Origin of the sequence: Sphaerisporangium melleum (assembly GCF_014646695.1) — a bacterium.
Classification (GTDB): Bacteria; Actinomycetota; Actinomycetes; order Streptosporangiales; family Streptosporangiaceae; genus Sphaerisporangium; species Sphaerisporangium melleum.
Map to the genome: position 1 here is coordinate 197,127 of NZ_BMNT01000004.1, position 19,068 is coordinate 216,194.

The following is a 19,068-nucleotide window of genomic DNA, read 5'->3' on the forward strand; positions in this document are numbered from 1 at the left end:
CGCGCCGGACGGCCGCGGCGATCTGCTTCTCGTCGTAGGGGCCGACGAAGGTGAGGATCGGGTGCCGCTCCTCGGGCGGGGTGAGGATGGTGGACATCTCGCGGATGCCGGTGAGGCCCATCTCCAGCGTGCGCGGGATGGGTGTCGCCGACATGGCGAGCACGTCCACCTGGGTGCGCATGTGCTTCATGGCCTCCTTGTGCTCGACGCCGAAGCGCTGCTCCTCGTCGACGATGATCAGGCCGAGGTCCTTGAAGCGGATGTCGGGGTTGAGCAGGCGGTGGGTGCCGATCACGATGTCGACGCTGCCGTCCTTCAGCCCGTCGAGCGCGGCCTTGACCTCGCTCTCGGTCTGGAACCGCGACACCGGCCGCACCGACACCGGGAAGCTCGCGAACCGCTCGCCGAACGTCGACAGGTGCTGCTGCACCAGCAGCGTGGTGGGCACGAGCACGGCCACCTGCTTGCCGTCCTGGACGGCCTTGAACGCGGCCCGCACCGCGATCTCGGTCTTGCCGTAGCCGACGTCGCCGCAGATCAGGCGGTCCATCGGCACCGCGCGCTCCATGTCGCGCTTGACCTCGTCGATGGCCTCGAGCTGGTCGCCGGTCTCGGCGTAGGGGAAGGCGTCCTCCATCTCGCGCTGCCAGGGGGTGTCGGCGCCGAAGGAGTGGCCGGGCGAGGCCATGCGGGCGCTGTACAGGCGGATCAGCTCGCCGGCGATCTCCTTGACGGCCTTGCGGGCGCGGGACTTGGCCTTGGCCCAGTCGGCGCCGCCCATGCGGTTCAGCGTCGGCGACTCCCCGCCGACGTACCGCGTGACCTCGTCGAGCTGGTCGGTCGGCACGTACAGCCGGTCGCCCTTGGCGTACTCGATCACCAGGTATTCGCGGGTGGCGCCCTGCACCGACCGCTGCACCATCTCGACGTAGCGGCCGACGCCGTGCTGGGCGTGCACCACGTGGTCGCCGATCTTGAGCTGGAGCGGGTCGACCATGTTCCTGCGCCGGGAGGGCAGGCGCCGCATGTCCTTGGTGGAGGCCTTCTGCCCGACCAGGTCGAGGTGGGTCAGCACGGCGACCCCGTCGGCGAGGAACCCGTGCTCGATGCGGCCGGTGGTGACACTGACGACGTCCTTGCCGGGGGCGGTGTCCAGGCCGGGCACCAGCCGGGCGGGCACGTCCACGCCCTTGAGCAGCTCCACGATGCGCTCGGCCGGGCCGTGGCCCTCGCTGAGCAGGACGACCGCGCGGCCCTCGCCGAGCCATCCCTTGATGTCGGCGAGCGCGCGCTGGGTGTCCCCGCGGTAGCTCTCGGCCTCGCGCGCGGACAGCTCGACGATCTCGCTCGCGCCGTACGGGTCGCCGTCCGCCGTCGCGTCCTGGCCGGACGCCGGCCCGTCGGTGGCGGCGAACGGCGCGATGGTCCACCACGGCTGGCCCAGCTCGCGGGCGTGCCGGCGCACCTCGGAAAGATCGCGGAAGGCCGCGGCGCCGAGGTCGATGGGCGCCTCGCCGCCTGCGGCGGCGTTGATCCAGGACGCTTCCAGGAACTCCTGGCTGGTGCGCACCAGCTCGACGGCGCGCCCGCGGATGCGCTCGGGGTCGCAGACGAACACCGATGCGCGGGCGGGCAGGTGGTCCAGCAGAAGGTCCATGCCGTCGACCAGCACGGGCGCGAAGGCCTCCATGCCCTCCACCGGGGCGCCGTCGGCGAGCTGGTCGAGGATGTCGCGCAGGGCCGGGTGCCGCTCGCCCAGCTCGGCGGCGCGCGCCCGGACCTCGTCGGTGAGCAGCAGCTCGCGGCAGGGCGCCGCGAACAGCCCGCCCTCGGCGACCTCCAGCGAGCGCTGGTCGGCGACCTTGAACCAGCGGATCTCCTCGACGGTGTCGCCCCAGAACTCAAGGCGCAGCGGGTGCTCCTCGGTCGGCGGGAAGACGTCCAGCAGGCCGCCGCGCACGGCGACCTCGCCGCGCTTCTCCACCATGTCCACCCGGTGGTAGCCATTGGTCACCAGGCGCTCGACCACCTGCTCCAGGTCGGCGTCATCGCCCGGGTGCAGGCGCACGGGCTCCAGGTCGCCGAGGCCCGACACCAGCGGCTGCAGCACCGCGCGCACCGGAGCGACCACGACCTCCAGCGGCCCGGCCGCGGGGTCACCGGCGATCGGGTGGGCGAGCCGGCGCAGCACGGCCAGGCGCTGGCCGACGGTGTCGCTGCGCGGCGACAGACGCTCGTGCGGGAGGGTCTCCCACGCCGGGAAGACCGCGACGGCGTTCTCGCCGGCCAGGCCGGTGAGCGCGGCGGCGAGGTCCTCGGCCTCACGGCCGGTCGAGGTGATGGCGAGAACGGGACGCCTGCGCGCGAGCGCGGCCACCGCGAACGGCCGCAGCGCGGGCGGCGCGACGAGGTTGACGTCCTCACCCTGGCGGTCCAGGGCGCCTGCGAGCCGCGGATCGGCGGCGACGAGATCGAGCAGCCCGGAAAGACTCATCAGCAATGCCCCCACATGGTCATCCCCGCCTTCTCCCGCGCCCCCGGGACGGCCTGGTCGGCTGTAGGAGTCCCCGCGGGCGCGCCGCGCAGCGCGTACCGGGCCGCACAGTCATATGGTCATATATGACGAAATGTCGGCGCACCGGGAGCTGGGTCGTCCGCGGCGGCACGCGCGACCCCGGCTCGTCGGAGTCGGGGTCATCCCAAGGCTACTTCCCCCTCGGCTCCTCCACGCCGGGAACCGTCCCTCCATCCGATGCGCCCCCTCCGCGGCTCCCCGCAGAGGACCGGCCGCGGCCTTCGTGAGACGAATCCCATACAGACAGGGCGCGTGTGGCTACTCTGAGTCACATGTCAGAGGTTCGATGGTGGCCGGAGACCCAGGGCGACGTGTTCGGGCACCGCATCCGCGAGCTGTGGACCGAGCAGCTCGGCCGGCGGCTCGACATCCTCATCGCCGGCTGCGGGAGCGGTGAGCCGTTCGGCGTCGGGCGCGTCGACAGCAGAGTGACCGGCGTCGATGAGGACATCCCGGTGCTGCGCGCCTCGATCGAAGGCCGCACCGACCTCGACGCGCGCTTCCTCGGCGACCTGCGCGACGCGCCCCTGCTGCCGCGCACCTTCGACGTCGTCCACGCCGCCTTCCTGCTCGAACGCCTGCGCAACGCCGAGCTCGTGCTCGACCGCATGGTCAACGCCCTGCGGCCCGGCGGGCTGCTGCTGGTCCGCATGCGCGACCGCGCGACCGCGTACGGCTTCTGCGACCGGGTGACGCCGTGGTGGTTGCGCCGCCTGCTGTGGTCGCGCCTGGCCCCGCCGGACGCGGTCGGGCCGCTGCCGGCGGTGTACGAGCAGGTGGCCTCGCGCGAGGGCATCCACTCGTACTGCCTGCTGCGCGGCCTGATGATCGCCGAGGACTACTCCGGCCGCTCCGGCCCGGCGCTGCGCGGCCGGCATCCCAAACTCGTCGGCGCGGCGCTCCGGGCGGTGGAGAAGCTCTCCGGCGAGCGCCTGCCCACCGCACGCGACGAGATCATCCTGGTCATCCGCAAGCCGCAGAACCACTTCGCCCGCCTGATCTGACCCATACCGCCGGGGACGAATATCCTTTGCCGGTGGGAAACGTGGAGCAGAACACGGCGCACCCTGACCCGACACCCGAATGGGTGCCCGACGCGCGTGAGCTGGCCGACCTGGAACTCCTGCTCTCGGGGGCCTTCACCCCGCTGACGGGGTTCCTCGGCTCGGCCGACGTCGCCTCGGTCATCGAGAACGGCCGCCTGCACGACGGCACGCCCTGGCCCGACCCGGTCACCCTGACGCTGCCGCACGACCACCCCGTCTCCGCGGGGCAGGAGCTCACCCTCCGCGACCCGGAGGGCGCCGCGGTCGCGGTCATGAGCGTCACCGAGCGCACCGCCGACGGCCTGGTGGCCGGTCCGGTGAAGTCCCTGGGCGCCCCCGAGCACGGCCCGTTCGCCCGGCTGCGGCTCTCCCCCACGCAGGTGCGGGCAGAGCTTCGCGAACGTCCCGTGCTCGCCGTGACCATGCGCGGGCCGCTGGACGACCTGGACGAGATCACCGCCACCGCGCGCGAGCTGGACGCGGCGATCCTGCTGCTCCCGCTCGCCTTCGGCGAGGGCGGCCCCGCCGTCGTCCGCGCGGCGCTGAAGGCCCGCGAGAGCCTGCCGTCCGGCACCACCGTCGCGGTGGTCCCGCTGGCCCCGCGCGAGCCCGAGATCGACCTGGAGCTGCGCGAGCACGTCGCCGCCGCGTACGGCGCCACCGAGCACCTGGCCGGGCCGGAGCCGGTCACGCTGCCCGGGCCGCCGCACCGGCGCGGCCTGGTGGTGTTCTTCACCGGTCTGTCCGGGTCGGGCAAGTCCACCATCGCGCGCGGCCTGCACGACGCGCTCCTCGAACGCGGCACCCGCACCGTGACCTACCTGGACGGCGACGTCGTACGCCGGCTGCTCTCGGCGGGCCTCACCTTCTCCCGGGAGGACCGCGACCTGAACATCCGCCGCATCGGCTACGTCGCCTCCGAGGTCGCCCGGCACGGGGGCCTGGCCATCTGCGCGCCCATCGCCCCGTTCGCGGCCACCCGCGACGAGGTGCGCCACATGGTGGAGGCCGTGGGGGCCGACTTCCTGCTGGTCCACGTGGCCACGCCGCTCGCCGAGTGCGAACGCCGCGACCGCAAGGGCCTGTACGCCAAGGCGCGGGCCGGGCTCATCCCCGACTTCACCGGCATCTCCTCGCCCTACGAGGAGCCGGACGACGCCGACCTGACCCTGGACACCACCGGCATCTCGGTGGAGCGCGGGGTCGAGCGCGTGCTCGACCTGCTCATCTCGGGCGGCCGGCTCCGCTGACCTCCGCCGCCCGAGGCGGTCAGTGGTCGGGGACGGGGGTGGAGCTGAAGTAGGGCGCCCGGGCCAGTTCGGTGAACGCGCGCCCGGCCGCCACCGTCGAGTCGAACCGGGTGTCGCCGCGCGGCGCGCGCGGCGAGTCGAAGTACACAAGTGCCTTGATCTGGGGATATCCCTTGATCTGCCGGCGTACCGAGTTGAAGAACAACACCTTGAACGATGGCTCGTCGTGCCGTTCGAAGGCCCCCCACTCGGCCATCATGATCGGCTTTCCCGGGAAGCGCGTCTGGGTCCAGCGGTAGAAGCCCGGCCACCGGGCGTGGTCGGCGCGGGTCTTGTCCACCAGCCCGGCGAAGTCGCTGACCCTGCGGTCGGCGTAGGGGTCCAGGCCGATCCAGTCGACCACGTCGTCACCGGGGTAGAGGCGTTCGAACCACGGCTTGGCGGCCCAGTTCGGCGCGCCCATGTAGGTCATCACCGTGACGGCGTTCCTGACCCCGTGATCGCGCAGGCGCAGCACGACGTGGCGGTACATGGCGGCGTAGTCGTCGGCGGTCATGCCCGAGCCCGGGTGCGCGCGCACGTCGTTCTCGGGCTCGTGGTGGACGGTGAGGAAGAAGCGCTCCGGCAGAGTGCGCCTGATCCTCGCGGCCAGGCGGTCGATGCGGTCGTCGATGGCGCCGTCGGCGATCTCGGCCCAGGTGTGGCGCAGCGACGGCTTCCAGTTGATCAGCAGGATGCGCTTCCTGGCCAGCCGCCGTTCTTCCTGCGTGGGGAACGGCTCGGCGCCCCGGTGGTAGACGTGCAGGATGTCCGCCTTGCGGCCCATGCGCTCCTCGGCGGCGGCGACGGCCTGCGCGGGCGGCCGGCCGCCGAAGACGTCCGGGGCGACCCCCCACCAGGCGCCGCAGCTCGGGATGAGCTTGGCGGTGGCGGCGCAGCCGGGGGCGTCATCGGTGGCCGTCACCACGGCGCCGGGGGTGCGGTCCTGCGCCACGGACCGCTGACGAGGCTTCGGCGCCGAGGTCGCGGCGTAGATCAGCAGAGCGCCGGCGACGGCGAGCCCGGTGCCAAAAAACCATATTACCGTCACTCTTCGCAAGGCACTCAAACCCCCTTCTGACCATTTTCTCCAGCATGCTGCTCTTCACCTTCCCACTAATCGGCGGCGAGTCGCCGGTAAGTCGGCACCCTCCTGTGGACACCTCCGACCCACAATTGCGGAAATAGTGCGCTATAGCGGTGAGCTGGGGGAATCCTTCATCCACAGAAAATCCGTGTATGCGATCGCGCCGTGCCGCGATGTGCCTATAGTTTTCTGGATCTGCCCCTTGGGAGTCGTTCCACGGAACGGCCGCCGGCTCGCCACCGCGAAAGGGGCAGATACGCATCAAAACTCCGCATCGAGAGGCCTGGCGTTTCCATGAGCCACCCGGCGTCCTCAGTTTCCGGCCCGGCCACCGGGCGCGAGCTCGCCGACTTCGGCTCGATGCTGGTGCGGCGGCGTGTCGCGCTGGCCGTGTTCCTGCTCGCCGGCGCGTGCGGCGGCGGAGTCGTTCTCGCGACCACTCCGCCGTCCTACACCGCGACCGCCGAGGTGCTCGTGACGGCCACCGGGGTGCAGGAGCAGACCAACCAGACCACGCCTCGGCAGCGCGAGCCGCTCAACCTCGACACCGAGGCCCAGGTCGCCCGCTCCGCCGTGGTCGCCTCCCGCGCCGCCCGCACGCTCAGGGCGCGCGATCCCGACCCGCTCAGGGAGCGGGTGCGGGTGGCCGTCCCGCCCAACTCCGCCGTGCTCGCCATCTCCTACACCGGCGGCGACCCCATCAGCGCCGCCGCGGGCGCCCAGGCCTTCGCCCGTGCCTACCTCGCCAACCGTGAGGCGACGGCCACCCGCGCCCTGGACGCCCAGCTCAAGGTCCTCTCCGGCAAACTGCGCGAGGTCGAGTCGCAGCTCACGGCCACCGTCGCCGGTCTCCCGCGCGCCGCGCCCGGCTCCGCGGCGCGGGTCATCGCCGGCCAGCGGCAGAACATCCTGAGCAGGCAGATCTCCGCGCTCACCATGAAGTACGACACGCTCAAGACCATCGCCGTCACCCCCGGCTCCGTCATCAGCGACGCCCGTCCGCCGGCGTCGCCGTCCCAGCCGAGCCCCCCGCTGTACCTCGGCAGCGGGCTGTTCCTCGGCCTGCTCGCCGGAGTGGGCGCGGCCATGGTCCGCGACCGCTTCGACACCCGGCTCAGGACGGCCGCCGACGTCGAGCGGCTGACCGGGCTACCCGTCCTGTGCGAGGGCGAGAACGCCCGGGAGCTGCGCGAGCTCGCCATGGCCGTGGCACGCCACCTGCGGGACGGCGGCGAGTTACTCGTCCGCGGCATCTCACCCGACACCGACCCCGAGCCCATCGCCGACGACCTGCGCGTGGCGCTCACCGGCCTCGCCCCGATCTGGGTGCGCACCGACCAGGCGGCCCGCGCCGACGCCGCGCTGCTGGTCGTCGAGCGCCGCGCGGCCCGCAGCAAGCAGCTCGCCCAGGCCGTCCGCCAGCTCAGGCGCACCGACACCGCCCCGCTCGGCGTGGTCCTGCTGCCCTCCTCGCACACGGCGCTCCCCCGCGGCCAGTCGTCCCTGCCGCGCGGCCACCATCGCCACCCCTCCGACCCCACCCCCCACCCCTCATGACCTCGCGCCCGGCGCCGGCGGCCCTGCCGATCGCGGCGCTGCTCGTCGGATATCCCGTGTGGTGGGCGCTCGGCTTCGGCGGCCTCGCCCTCGTCGTCCTGGCCGGCCCGATGGCGGTCGTGCTCTGGCGCCGCCGGCCGATCGCCGTGCCCAAGGGCATGGGCCTGTGGGCGCTGCTCATCGCCGGCTACCTGGCCAGTGGGCTCATGCTCGGCGAGACGCCCCCCGGCACGTACGGCGAGATGGGCGCGGGCCGCCTCGCCGGCTACGCCATGCGGCTCGCGGTCTACGTCTCGCTGGTGATCATGGTGCTCTACCTGGGCAACCTCACGCGGCAGGAGCTGTCGCAGCGCGCCCTGGTGCGCATGCTCGGCGTGCTGTGCCTGGTCACCGTGGCCGGCGGGCTGCTCGGAGTGCTGGCGCCGGGCCTGCAGTTCACCTCGCCGCTGGAGATGGTGCTGCCCGAGTGGATCAGCGGCAACTCCTACGTCCGCAACCTGATCCACCCGACGGCCGCCCAGGTGCAGCACGTGCTCGGGCACGCCGCACCGCGCCCGGAGGCGCCGTTCGAGTGGGCCAACGCCTGGGGCGGCAACCTCTCGGTGCTGCTGATCTGGTTCGTGGTCGGCTGGTGGACCTACGGCGGCCCGGCGCGCCGCGTGATCTGTGTGATCGTCCTGGGCCTGGCCGCCGTCCCGATCGTCTACTCGCTCAACCGCGGCCTGTGGATCGGCCTCGCCGTCTCCGTCGCCTATGTCCTGGTGCGCGTCCGCACGCGCACGGCCCTCGCGATCGGCGCGGCCCTCACGGCGGCGGTGCTCGCGTTCTGCGCCGGGCCGCTCGGCGCCATGGTCGCCCAGCGGCTCGACAGCCCGCACAGCAACCGCATCAGGGCGTTCACCGTCGAGAGCACCATCGAGGCGGCCGTCCACTCGCCGTTCATCGGCTACGGCAACACCCGCAACGCCTCGGGCAACTACCGGACGATCACCACCGGCAAGACCGGCTGGTGCGCCGACTGCGGGCACCCGCCGCTCGGCAGCGACGGCCAACTCTGGCTGTTGCTGATCACCCAGGGCTTCACCGGCGCGGCGCTGTACGTCGCGTTCTTCGCCGGGGCGATCCGCCGCTTCTGGCGCGACCGCACGCCGATCGGGCAGGCGGGGACGCTCGTCATGATCCTCGTGCTGCTCTACATGTTCGTGTACGACGGGCTGGTCACCGCGCTGATCATGTACCTGGTGTCCTTCGCCCTCCTCTGGCGCAACGGCCACGCCTCCCTGCCCCCTTCGACCGCCGCCCCCTCCACCGCCACGGCCCATCGCGGGAGGCCGCCCGCCGACGGAAGGCACCGCCTCGACGTCCCGGCTCCCGAGCACCCTTGCGATGGACGGGGCGATCACCGCGACATCGATCCGATGTGGCCCACCGCCGGGGTGAACCACGACCGGTCGAGGGCAGTCGTCCCCGAGGCCGGCCGTCCGATCCGGACCTCCGGCACGATGACCCCCGCACCGATGGAGGCGTTCCGGTGAGAGACCATCGCGCCCGGCTGGGCTACCTCGACCAGGTGACCGCACTGCTGTACGCCACGGGCGCACCCGAGGCCGGCGGGACTTCCACCGTCGTGGACGCAACGCCCGCCACGAGCGCATCCGACGCGCGTCGGGCGCGAGCCGTCCCGGCGGACCTGCCACCAGCGGCCGCCGACCGGTCCCCGGCCGCCCCCTCTGAGGTGCGGGGTTCCGCCACGGCCGTCTATGCCCTGGTCCCGAGCAGATACCTGCCGCGGCGGCTCGTCCCGCGCTCGCGCCGGCTCCCCTGGCGGCGGCTGCTCCCCCAGGGGCCCGGCACGATCGAGTCCTACCTGAGCGAGGTGTTCGGGCGGCACGTCCGGGCCACCGTCCACGTACGGCCCGCCCGGCGGGCGAACCGCAAGCCCGTTCTGGAGATCCGCGACGGCTCCGGCACGCTGCTCGCGTTCGTCAAGGTCGGTGACACCGACCGCACGCGCGCGCTGGTCCAGCACGAGAGCGCCACGCTCGCGCTGCTCGCCGACCTGCCGATGACCGTCGTGGCGGCCCCCCGCGTCCTGCACCACGGCGCCTGGAACGGCCTGGACGTGCTGGCCCTCTCGCCCCTGACCACCCGCCGCGGGCGTGTCTCCCCGGCCCTCCTCGAACGGGCGGTCCACGAGATCGCCACCATTCCCCGGCACCAGGAGCCGGCGCAGGCGCGGCCGGACACACCAGCGGCAACGCGGCCGGACACACCAGCGGCAACGCGGCCGGACGCCTCGGCAGGTACCCGGCCGGACACACCAGCGGATCCGCGGGCGGACACCTCAGCGGGGTGGCGGGCCGACACCTCGACGGCTTCATGGGTGGATACCTCAGCGGATTCGCGGGGGGACACTCCGGCGGGCCGGCGGTCGGATGTTCAGGGGGGCGACCTGGGCGGTCACGCCTATGCCTGGCATGGCGACTTCTCGCCGTGGAACATCGCGCTCGCTCCCGGCGGCCGGCTCGCGGTGTGGGACTGGGAGCGCTTCGCCACCGGCGTTCCCCTGGGGCTCGACACGCTCCACCACTTCTTCCAGCGCGCGGTACGCCGGATGCCTCCGGCGCGGGCAGCCGAAGCCTGCCTGGCGAGCTCTCCCCGCTTGCTCGCCCCCTTCGGCCCGTCAGCGGACGAGGCGCGGCACACCGCCGCCGAATACCTGATCAGCCTGGCCGACCGGTACGAACGGGACGGCCACCAGCCACTCGGCCCGCCCGCCGGATGGCTCAACCCTGTCCTCGACCACCTGGAGGTCCTGAGGTGAAGCACATGGTGAAGCGAGCCGACCCGCCGCGGGTTCCGAGATGAAGCGCACGGTGAAGAGATCCGCCCACGCCTTCTCGCACACGGCCGGGCGGCTCACCGTGAGCGGGCGGCTACTGCCGTCGTTTCTGATCGCCGGGGCACAGCGCTGTGGCACCACCTCGCTGTACCGCGTCCTGGCCCAGCATCCGCTGGTGCTGAAACCGATGTTCCACAAGGGCATCCACTACTTCGACACGGCCTACGGCAAGGGCTCCTCCTGGTACCGCGCGCACTTCCCGCTGAAGGCCACCGCCCACCGGCTGGAGCGCCGGTACGGCATCCGCCCGCTGACGTTCGAGTCCTCGCCGTACTACCTGTTCCACCCGCTCGCCGCGGCCCGCATCGCCACCGATCTGCCCGGGGTGAGGCTCATCGTGCTGGTCCGCGACCCGGTGGAGCGCGCCTACTCGGCGCACGCGCACGAGGTGGCGCGCGGGTTCGAGACCGAGCCGTCGTTCGAGCGGGCGATCGAGCTGGAGTCCTACCGGCTGGCGGGTGAGGCCGAGCGGCTGTGCGCCGATCCGCTCGCGCGCAGTCACGCCCATCGCCATCACGCGTACGTCGCCCGCGGGCAGTACGCCGAACAGCTCGCGCGGGTCGAGTCCCTGGTCGGCCGCGACCGGCTCCACGTCATCGACAGCGGGCGTTTCTTCGGCACACCGGAGGTGGTGTACGACCGGATGCTGGAGTTCCTCGGGCTGCCCCGCCTGGGCGACCCGGTGTTCGAGCGGCACAACGCCCGGCCGCGGGCGACCGACATGCCGGCGCGTGTGCGGCGGAGACTCTCGGCGCACTTCGCCCCCTGGGACACCCAGTTGGCCCCCTGGCTCGGCGACCCTCCCTCCTGGCGCTGCTGACGGCCCTGATGCCCTCCTCTCCCCCCGACCCTTCCTCGATGTCCTCGCCCCCAGACCCCCAGTCCTCGCCGCCCCTCCCACGCGGATCCCGTCCAGAGCCGTCGGCTCCCGCCGCCCCCCGCATCACCGCCTCCTCCTCCACGCCCTGCGATCCCCCGGCCCTCGATCCCCCGGCCAGGCCGCACCTTCCTCTCGTCCCCATCTCCCATGCCACGCCGCTCGTTCCTCCCGCTCCCTCTTCCGCCTCTCACCCGGCGGTGCGGGCCGGCACCTCCGCCGTACCCGTCCTTTCTCAAGAACCCGACCCCTCCCCTGAGCGACACCCGCCTCCAGTGCCCGGCCCTGCTTGCGCACGTCAACCATTGCCAGGGACCGACGTCCTGGCCGAGTCTCGCGGTGGATCCCGCTCGCTGGTGAGGGGAGGCGCGGCCGGGCTGGTGGGGGCGGCGGTCAGCGCGGCGTCCCAGTTCCTGATCGTGGTGGTCGTGACCCGAGGCTCCGACGCGGGTACGGCCGGCCGTTTCTTCACGGCGACGGCGCTGTGCCTGATGGCGGCCGGAGTGCTCCGGCTGGACTCCGGGAACGGCCTGATCTACTTCATCGCCCGCACCCGGCGGTCGTCCGACCGTGACATGTCCAGGTATTTCCAAGTCGCTCTGGTACCGGTGCTCGTGCTGTCCCTTGGCACGGCGGCGCTGGCCGCCGGTTACGCCGACGTGCTGGCCGCCACCCTCTTCTCCGCCCCGGCAGCGTCCGTGCCGGCCGGGGCCGTTCGGGTTCTCGCCCCCGCGCTGCCGTGGATCGTCCTCGCGGACGTCCTGGTGGCCGGGACGCGGGGCTTCGGCAGCATGCGGCCGACCGCTCTGCTGAGCGGAGTGCTGCAACCGGCGGGTCAACTGCTCCTCGTGGCCGCCGTCGTGCTGACCGGCGTGGCACACCGGCCGCTTCCCCCGGGTGCGGACACCGGCACGGCGCTCGCCGTGGCCTGGGCCGCTCCCGCCCTGCCCGTACTGCTGCTGACCGCTCGCTGGCTACGCCGCCGCACGCCTCCTCGGGCCGAACGCCACGTGCCCCGTGCGGCGACGCGGGCAGGCGGCGTGCCATCCGAGCGACCCGCGACGCCCACGGCCGACACCGCGTACCCAGATCGGATGGCGCAGGAGTTCTCGGCCCGAAAGACCGCTCCGAACCGGTCCCGCGCTCAACTGGCACGGGAGTTCTGGCGGTACACCGGCCCGCGTTCGGTCGGTGGCGCCGCGCAGGCGGTGTTCCAGCGGCTGGACATCGTGCTGGTGGCCATGCTCTCCGGGCCCGAGCAGGCGGCCCTGTACGCCGCGGCCACCCGGTTCAAGGTGGCCGGGCAACTGGTCAACCAGGGCTTCACCCAGGCCGTGCAGCCGCGACTGGTGCGTGCCCTGGCCGAAGGCGACCTGGCCCTCAGCCGCAGGCTGTACCAGACGACCACGATGTGGCTGGTCCTGCTCACCTGGCCGGTGTGGCTCGGGTACGCCCTGCTCGCACCGTGGGTGCTGGGGGTGTTCGGGGACGGCTACTCCGGCGGGGCGGCCGTCGCGGTGGTCCTGGCGGCCACCATGATGCTGGCGACGGCGTGCGGCATGGCCGACGTCGTACTGATCGCCGCCGGCCGCACCGCCGCCAGCATGGTCAATGTCCTGGCCGCGATCGGTGTCACGGTCGCGCTCGACGTCGTGCTGGTGCCGCGCTACGGCGCGCTCGGCGCCGTCCTCGGCTGGTCCGGGGGGATGCTCGTGAAGAACCTCCTCCCCCTGTCTCTGATCCACCGCCGGTACGGGCTGCGTCCCTTCGGCGCGCACAGCCTTCCCGCGCTCCGCGTCTGGCGTCCCGAGGAGACGACGTGACCGACCTTCCCGTGCCGCGCGCCACGCCCATCCCCGCCGAGCCGGCCACTTCAGGCTCCCAGGCACGACCGCCCCGGGACACGGTGCCGGTCCCGTTGCCTGCTGGGGCGCCCATCCTGGTCACGGGGCTGCCGCGCAGCGGGACGAGCTGGGCGGGCAAGATGCTCACCGCCGGTGGAGGCGCGGTGTACGTCAACGAGCCGCTCAATCCGCAGCGCCCGCCGGGGCGGTCGCCCGGTGTGCTGAACGCCGCGGTCGAGCACCGATTTCAGTACATCTGCCCGGACAATGAGGGCCCGTGGCTGCGCGCGTTCGCCGACACCGTGGCGCTGCGGTACCGCTACGCCGCCGAGTTGCGGCGCAACCGATCCCCCGGCGACCTGGCGCGCCTGGTGCGGAACGCGTCGATGTTCACGCTCGGCCGGCTGCGCCGGCGCAGGGCGCTGCTGGACGACCCGTTCGCGCTGTTCTCGGCCGGCTGGTTCGCCGAGCGGCTCGGCTGCCGCGTGGTGCTGCTGGTCCGTGACCCGGTGGCCCTGGTGGCGAGCTGGCGCCGGCTCGGCTGGACGGTGCACTTCGGTGAGCTGCTCGACCAGCCGCTCCTGGTCCGTGATCAGCCGGCGGTCGAGCGGGTGCGTCCGCTCGCCGGCACGCACGAGCCCGTCGTGAAGATCGCGACCTTGTACGCACTGGCGCGCGAGGTGTCCGAGGCGCTCGCCGGACGCCACCCTGGTGTCCGGCTGGTCGCGTACGAGGAGCTGGCCGCCGACCCGCTCGCCGGCTACCGCGACCTGTACGCGTGGTGCGGTCTGCCCTGGACCGCCACGGCCGAGCAGCGCATCGCGCGGGCCTGCACCGCCCCGCCGGCTCGGCGCGGTTTCCCACGGTTCGGGGGTGCGGGTTTCACCTGGACCGGGCTCTCTCGGACGGCCTACCGTCCCATGGACGCGCGCACCGCGGCCACCCGTCCGCCCACCGGCCTCACCCCGGAGCAGATCCGCCTCGTCCAGGAGATCACCCTGCCCGGCCGCATCCGTACGGGTGCCCGACCGCGCGACGCCCCCCCGCCCTCCCTCGACCGACTGACCGGGCGCCGGTCCTAGAGCGGTGGCCTGCCGCGTGGGAGGGGGAGGTGCTGCCGCCGGCCCGGCAGGGGGTTCGTCGAGTCAGACGCACCGGGCTCGGCCGAGGTCAGCAGGAGCCCGGGCGGCGGAAGCGGCGGGTGATCTTGCGTAGGGCACGGCGGCAGAGGCAGGCGGTGAGGAGGCCGACGGCGAAGGGGAGGTCGTCGACCAGGTAGCGGCGGGCGAGACGACCGGGCTCGGCGGACAGGCGATACAGCCACTCCAGCCCGGACCGCCGCATCCACATCGGTGCCCGGCGCACCGAGCCGGCCGCGAACGCGATGGCCGACCCGCACCCGACGAACCAGGCACCGGGCAGGTCGGCACGGAGCACGCCGATGAGCCGGTCCTGCTTGGGGAACCCGAGGCCGACGAACACCAGGTCGGGCCGTGCCCACAGCAACGCCTCACGCACGGCGGCCAGCCCGTCCGGGGTCGTCTCGAACCCGAACGGCGGCGACACCACGCCCGCGACGCGCAGCCCCGGACAGCGGTTGATCAGCGCCTCGGCGGCTCGTACGGCGACGCCCGGCGGCCCGCCGATGAGGTAGACCGACAGACCCGCCGAAGCCGCGGCCCGTGACAACGACCAGATCAGATCGGCTCCGGTGACCCGCTCGGGCACGGGCGTGCCGAGCAGCCGGGACGCCCAGAGCAGCGGCATGCCGTCGGGCACGGCGAGGTCGGCGCCCGCGACGAGCGCCCGCACCTCCGGGTCGCGGGCGCAGGCACGGCAGATGTCGATGTTCGGAGTCACCACGTGACCGCCTCGCCCGCGCCGCGCCGCGGTCACCACGTGCTCGACCACCTGCGCCTCGGTGAGCCGGTGCACGGTCACCCCGCCGATCGTGACCCTCTCTGGCCGCGTGCCGACCCGCGGCGCAGGCATGGTGTCCGTGGCGGTGGCCTGGTGCTCCGGCCGTTCGTCGCTCGACGGCAGCCCTGCCGGAGGAAGGCCCGGCTGCTCCAGGTCGTCGCTCGGCGGCAGGGCGCCGGACAGGACGGCCGGCGCTCCGGCATCGCCGGGCGGCAGCGGCTCAGCGCGACGGGCGGAGGACCTGGCATCTCCCAGCGGCACGGGGACGCTGACAGCAGCGGACGGTCCGGCATCGCCCGGCGGTACGGGGAAGGTGACACCCGCGTCGCCCGGCTGCACGGGAGCATCAGGACCGGCGGAGGGCTCGGCGTCGCCCGGTGCCGAAGAGACGGCGGAACGGCCCTCGTCGTCCGGGGGCCGGGGGACGGTGGGGCGTGACCTGCCGAGAAACGCGCGGCAGGCCGTCAGCGGCCGTGACATCAGGGGCCGCGCCATCAGACTCCGCGCCATCAGATGCCGTGCCCGCGGCTGTGCAGCAGGCCGAGCATGGTGTGCGCCGGGATCAGGCGCAGCGCGACCGCCAGGGCCAGGGGAACCCGGGGCTCGCCACGGCGGGCGGTGAACGCGCGGCGGGCCCAGCGCCACGCCTCCGCACGCCGCCCGAGCGCGGCGTGGTGGAAGGCGAGTTGCCCGTACACGCGGGCCGCGCCGCGCGGGTCGGTGGTGAGACCGGGGTGCCGGGCGAGCATCCACTCCAGCCCGGCGATGCGGTCGGCCCAGCGGGTGACGTACGCCGATCCGCCCCAGCGCACCCGCACCAGCGGCCGGTCGACATAGGCGATCGGGTGGCGGGCCGCGGCACGGAGGGCGAGGTCCCAGTCTTCGTTCTGGCCGCCCGGGGCGCTCTCGTCCGGCCAGATCGACCCGCGCCGGAACAGGAACGTCGAGGAGTGGACCATCATCATGCGCGAGCGGATGAGGTCGTGCCTGGTCACGCGTTCGGTGCCGGCGAGACGGACGACCCGCCGCGCGTCGTACTCCACCTCGATGGCGCAGCCGGCGAACTCGGCCGCCGGGTCGGCCCGGAGCGCCGCCAGTTGCGCGGTCAGCTTGCCCGGCAGCCACAGGTCGTCGTCATCGCAGAACGCGACCAGGTCGGTGTCCAGGGCGGCGATGCCCGTGTTGCGGGCGCCGGGCAGCCCCGGGGTCAGCCGGTTCGCCATGACGCGCACCGGCACGCGCTGCCCGGGCGGGTCTGGCGAGGTGAACGAACCAGGGCCGGACAGTTGCTCCACCACGGAGGCCACCGCCGGCCTCTCCTGCGAAGCACGCACCTGCGCGGAGTCGCACGAGCGCCGCAGACCGCCGTCGACGACCACGACCACCTCGGCGACGGCCGGGCTCTCCTGGGCCAGGACGGCGGCCACCGCCGCGCGCAGCAGGTGCGGCCGGTCGCCGCGCGTGGGGATGACCACGCCCACCGACGGGCTCACCGGCACTCCTGCGCGGCAACGCCTCCGGCGGCGAGCCAGGGAGCCGCCGCGGACTCGACGGCCTGCCGTTCGCGCACGGAGTAGCCGTACTGCAGCATGAGCGGCCAGGTGAGCGCGGCGACCAGCCACCGGTGCCGGCGGGCCATCTCGGCGCGCCAGGAGTCGTCCCGGGTCAGTGGCAACGGCCCGGTGGTGAAGCGCATCGGGTTGCCGGCGCAGGTGTGTGCGGTCGAGAGCTCCGCGAGGTGGCCGGAACGCAGGAACGGCAGGTCGGCGGCGCCGTCGAACCCCAGCCGGGTGAGCAGCATGCCCAGCGCGCCGCGAGGATCGGCCAGCAGGTCTTCGTACCTGACCCGGACGACCGCGCCGCCCCGGCGGGCGAGCAGCTCGAAGGCGAAGTTCTGCACGATCCAGTGGACGCAGGTGCGCCATGGCCGCCAGCGGGTCATGCGGGCGCCGTTCTCCGGCCGGGCGACCCGGCGGTACCAGGAGTGGGCGACCGCGCGCGGGTCGCGGACGACGTGGACCACGGTGAGGTCGACGACCGGGGAGGTGCTGAGGCAGAACGCGAGCGAGGCGTGTTTGCTGGAGTCGAGCACGACCGTGCCGGCGGCGACCTGCACGGCGGCCTCGTACACGCGGGAGTAGGCGCGGGTGTATCCGCTGAGGCCCGGCCGGCGGTGGCTGCGGGCCAGCGCGGGGATGTGCCGGGTGCGGTCGAGTTTGCGCCGGAGGGTGAGCACGCGGTCGGCCAGCCCCGGCGACCATCCTCCGAACGCGCGCAGGCCGACCCGCCGCCAGAAGTGGCACGAGGAGAACGGCTCACCGCACCCGCAGGGCTCCTGCGCGCAGACCCCGCGTTCCCACAGGTGGACGACCTCGCCGAGGGGCACGACGCCGGGCACCTCACCGAGCAGCCGCTCGAGCAGCGTGGTGCCGCTGCGCCCCAGACCGCCTATGAAGACCACACGAACAGCCATTGGCAAGGACCCCCGAGGGACGTTCGATACGCAACGTGCAGACCCTAGCACGGAGGGTAATCGGAGGGTGCGCCGAGAGTAAAAGGATCTACCCGCGAATCCGCCGCCCGTTGGTGAAGCCGTTACCGGCCGCACGCGCGAGTCGTGGCCGGCCGAGGCCCGCCCGGATCTTCGGGCCGACCCCACCCACAAGATCGCGTACCGGTGGTCATCGCCGGGCGTCCGGCAAGGTCGGGCCGATGTCCGGCGGGGGCCTTCTGCCATGTGTCGCTGCACGTGGGAATCGCCGGCCACGGCATGCTGGACACCGCCTGCCCGGACGAGGTGATCCCCTCGCCGGGGCCCGACCGGAGGGTGGCGGCTCGGAGGTTCGCCGTTCATCCGCGGCCGTCGCGACCGATCAGCGGCCATGGCTTCGATCAGCGCCAGGGCGTGAGCGTACGCAGGAGGGCGACCGGCTACGCACAGTAACCGCCGGCGGATCCGGGACCGGTCGCGGGCGCGTTCAGTGGGCGATCACCCAGCCCGGCGTCCAGGTGCCGGCGGCGTCGTGGCCGGCGGTCGTGGCGGCGAGGTGGGCACGCAGCGTGGCCAGCGCGGGGTGGGGGTTGTCGCGGTGCCACAGCAGCGAGTGCGGGTAGACGGGCGTCGGGCCGGTCACCGGGATGCGGCGCAGACCATGGCCCGCCGGCCAGACCAGGCGGGTCCGCTCGCCCATGAAAGTGGCCAGGGCCGGGGTGTCGGCGATGGTGTCGAGGAGCGCGTCGGAGCCGAAGTTGGGGCCGGTCGCCTCGATGGTGAGGCCGAACTCCGCGACGAGGTCGTCGTAGTAGGCGGCCCACTCGGTGCCGGGGACGATCCCCGGCATCCAGATGCGGTGCCCGGCGAGCTGGGCGATGGTCACCGACCGGGCGCCCGCGAGCGCGTGGGCGGGCCCGGTGAGGAGCTGGAGCGCCTCGTCGAGCACCCGGATGGACGCGATGTCCGGCGGGAGGGGCCGGCCGGGCACGGCGACGGCGCGGAAGGACGCGTCGATCGTGCCGGACCGGATGGCGGCGACGGCCGTCTCGACGTCGAACAGCGTCACCACGTCGAGCTCGACCTCGGGGTGCGCGCTGTGGAAGCCGCGCATCAGCCCTGACGCCGCGGTGCGCGAGGCGATCACGTCGACGCGCAGCGGACGGCTGCCGGCGCGCACGGAGGCGACGGCACGCTCGGCGACGCGCAGCAGCTCGCGCGCGTGGGGCAGGAACGCCTGCCCGTCGATGGTGAGCTCGGCGCCGCGCGCGGTGCGGGTGAACAGCCGCACGCCAAGGTCGCGCTCCAGGGCGGCGATGCGCTTGGAGACGGCCTGCTGGGTGACCGCCAGCTCGGCGGCGGCCTCCTGGAACTGCCCCGCGTCGGCGGCGGACACGAAGGTGCGAACGGTGTCGAGGTCCATGGCGGCACCCTATTGATACAACCGTTCGTTGTGGCCGTCGGCTTCGCAGTTGTTTGA

General features: G+C 73.4%; 14 protein-coding genes. 8 read left to right on the forward strand and 6 right to left on the reverse strand.

Going from position 1 to position 19,068, the window contains the following annotated elements; translation table 11 throughout:
• A partial coding sequence (locus IEY93_RS05045; RefSeq protein WP_229690885.1) for a transcription-repair coupling factor occupies positions 1 to 2,494 on the reverse strand: 2,494 nt, incomplete at its 3' end.
• Positions 2,495 to 2,847: 353 nt separating this feature from the next.
• Between IEY93_RS05045 and IEY93_RS05050 the strand changes: the two genes are divergently transcribed.
• On the forward strand, positions 2,848 to 3,579 hold the full coding sequence (locus tag IEY93_RS05050) for a class I SAM-dependent methyltransferase (protein ID WP_189161753.1): 732 nt from the start codon (positions 2,848 to 2,850) through the stop codon (positions 3,577 to 3,579).
• A gap of 32 nt (positions 3,580 to 3,611) precedes the next feature.
• Positions 3,612 to 4,871 carry an adenylyl-sulfate kinase gene (cysC, locus tag IEY93_RS05055; RefSeq protein WP_372444421.1) on the forward strand — a complete coding sequence of 420 codons (1,260 nt, stop codon included), beginning with the start codon at positions 3,612 to 3,614 and terminating at the stop codon, positions 4,869 to 4,871.
• A gap of 19 nt (positions 4,872 to 4,890) precedes the next feature.
• On the opposite strand, the gene IEY93_RS05060 is transcribed toward cysC, so the two are convergent.
• Positions 4,891 to 5,961, reverse strand: a complete 1,071-nt coding sequence (locus tag IEY93_RS05060) for a glycoside hydrolase family 26 protein (RefSeq protein ID WP_229690876.1) — start codon at positions 5,959 to 5,961, stop codon at positions 4,891 to 4,893.
• A 330-nt stretch (positions 5,962 to 6,291) separates the two neighbouring features.
• Between IEY93_RS05060 and IEY93_RS05065 the strand changes: the two genes are divergently transcribed.
• The 6 genes from IEY93_RS05065 to IEY93_RS05090 all read left to right on the forward strand — a co-directional run bounded on the left by IEY93_RS05065 (position 6,292) and on the right by IEY93_RS05090 (position 14,259).
• Positions 6,292 to 7,554 (forward strand): Wzz/FepE/Etk N-terminal domain-containing protein, encoded by a 1,263-nt coding sequence (locus IEY93_RS05065; protein WP_189161754.1) that lies wholly within the window; start codon positions 6,292 to 6,294, stop codon positions 7,552 to 7,554.
• Complete coding sequence (locus IEY93_RS05070; protein WP_189161755.1) at positions 7,551 to 9,089, forward strand: O-antigen ligase family protein; 1,539 nt, start codon at positions 7,551 to 7,553, stop codon at positions 9,087 to 9,089. Before IEY93_RS05065 ends, IEY93_RS05070 begins: the two co-directional genes overlap by 4 nt.
• On the forward strand, positions 9,086 to 10,378 hold the full coding sequence (locus IEY93_RS05075) for a hypothetical protein (protein WP_189161756.1): 1,293 nt from the start codon (positions 9,086 to 9,088) through the stop codon (positions 10,376 to 10,378). The genes IEY93_RS05070 and IEY93_RS05075 overlap by 4 nt, the downstream gene beginning before the upstream one ends.
• 52 nt (positions 10,379 to 10,430) lie before the next feature.
• Complete coding sequence (locus IEY93_RS05080) at positions 10,431 to 11,276, forward strand: sulfotransferase (RefSeq protein ID WP_307837550.1); 846 nt, start codon at positions 10,431 to 10,433, stop codon at positions 11,274 to 11,276.
• Positions 11,277 to 11,689: 413 nt separating this feature from the next.
• Positions 11,690 to 13,156: a lipopolysaccharide biosynthesis protein gene (locus IEY93_RS37855; RefSeq protein WP_229690877.1), complete on the forward strand. Its 1,467-nt coding sequence runs from the start codon at positions 11,690 to 11,692 to the stop codon at positions 13,154 to 13,156.
• Complete coding sequence (locus IEY93_RS05090) at positions 13,153 to 14,259, forward strand: sulfotransferase (protein ID WP_229690878.1); 1,107 nt, start codon at positions 13,153 to 13,155, stop codon at positions 14,257 to 14,259. Before IEY93_RS37855 ends, IEY93_RS05090 begins: the two co-directional genes overlap by 4 nt.
• A gap of 88 nt (positions 14,260 to 14,347) precedes the next feature.
• Here the strand turns inward: IEY93_RS05090 and IEY93_RS05095 are convergent, their stop codons facing one another.
• The 4 genes from IEY93_RS05095 to IEY93_RS05110 form a co-directional block, all read right to left on the reverse strand.
• Positions 14,348 to 15,592 (reverse strand): WecB/TagA/CpsF family glycosyltransferase, encoded by a 1,245-nt coding sequence (locus IEY93_RS05095; protein ID WP_229690879.1) that lies wholly within the window; start codon positions 15,590 to 15,592, stop codon positions 14,348 to 14,350.
• A 14-nt stretch (positions 15,593 to 15,606) separates the two neighbouring features.
• Positions 15,607 to 16,590 carry a glycosyltransferase family 2 protein gene (locus IEY93_RS05100; protein ID WP_189161758.1) on the reverse strand — a complete coding sequence of 328 codons (984 nt, stop codon included), beginning with the start codon at positions 16,588 to 16,590 and terminating at the stop codon, positions 15,607 to 15,609.
• Positions 16,587 to 17,570 (reverse strand): sulfotransferase, encoded by a 984-nt coding sequence (locus IEY93_RS05105; protein ID WP_189161759.1) that lies wholly within the window; start codon positions 17,568 to 17,570, stop codon positions 16,587 to 16,589. The genes IEY93_RS05100 and IEY93_RS05105 overlap by 4 nt, the downstream gene beginning before the upstream one ends.
• 505 nt (positions 17,571 to 18,075) lie before the next feature.
• Positions 18,076 to 19,011, reverse strand: a complete 936-nt coding sequence (locus tag IEY93_RS05110) for a LysR family transcriptional regulator (RefSeq protein WP_189161760.1) — start codon at positions 19,009 to 19,011, stop codon at positions 18,076 to 18,078.
• Positions 19,012 to 19,068: the final 57 nt, after the last annotated feature.

What these genes read in the sequence shown, in the direction of transcription:
- IEY93_RS05065 (WP_189161754.1), top strand. Translation starts at nt 6,292, where the DNA reads ATGAGCCACCCGGCGTCCTCAGTTTCCGGCCCGGCCACCGGGCGCGAG.
- IEY93_RS05110 (WP_189161760.1), bottom strand. Translation starts at nt 19,011, where the DNA reads ATGGACCTCGACACCGTTCGCACCTTCGTGTCCGCCGCCGACGCGGGG.
- IEY93_RS05050 (WP_189161753.1), top strand. Translation starts at nt 2,848, where the DNA reads ATGTCAGAGGTTCGATGGTGGCCGGAGACCCAGGGCGACGTGTTCGGG.
- IEY93_RS05105 (WP_189161759.1), bottom strand. Translation starts at nt 17,570, where the DNA reads ATGGCTGTTCGTGTGGTCTTCATAGGCGGTCTGGGGCGCAGCGGCACC.
- IEY93_RS05095 (WP_229690879.1), bottom strand. Translation starts at nt 15,592, where the DNA reads ATGGCGCGGCCCCTGATGTCACGGCCGCTGACGGCCTGCCGCGCGTTT.
- IEY93_RS05070 (WP_189161755.1), top strand. Translation starts at nt 7,551, where the DNA reads ATGACCTCGCGCCCGGCGCCGGCGGCCCTGCCGATCGCGGCGCTGCTC.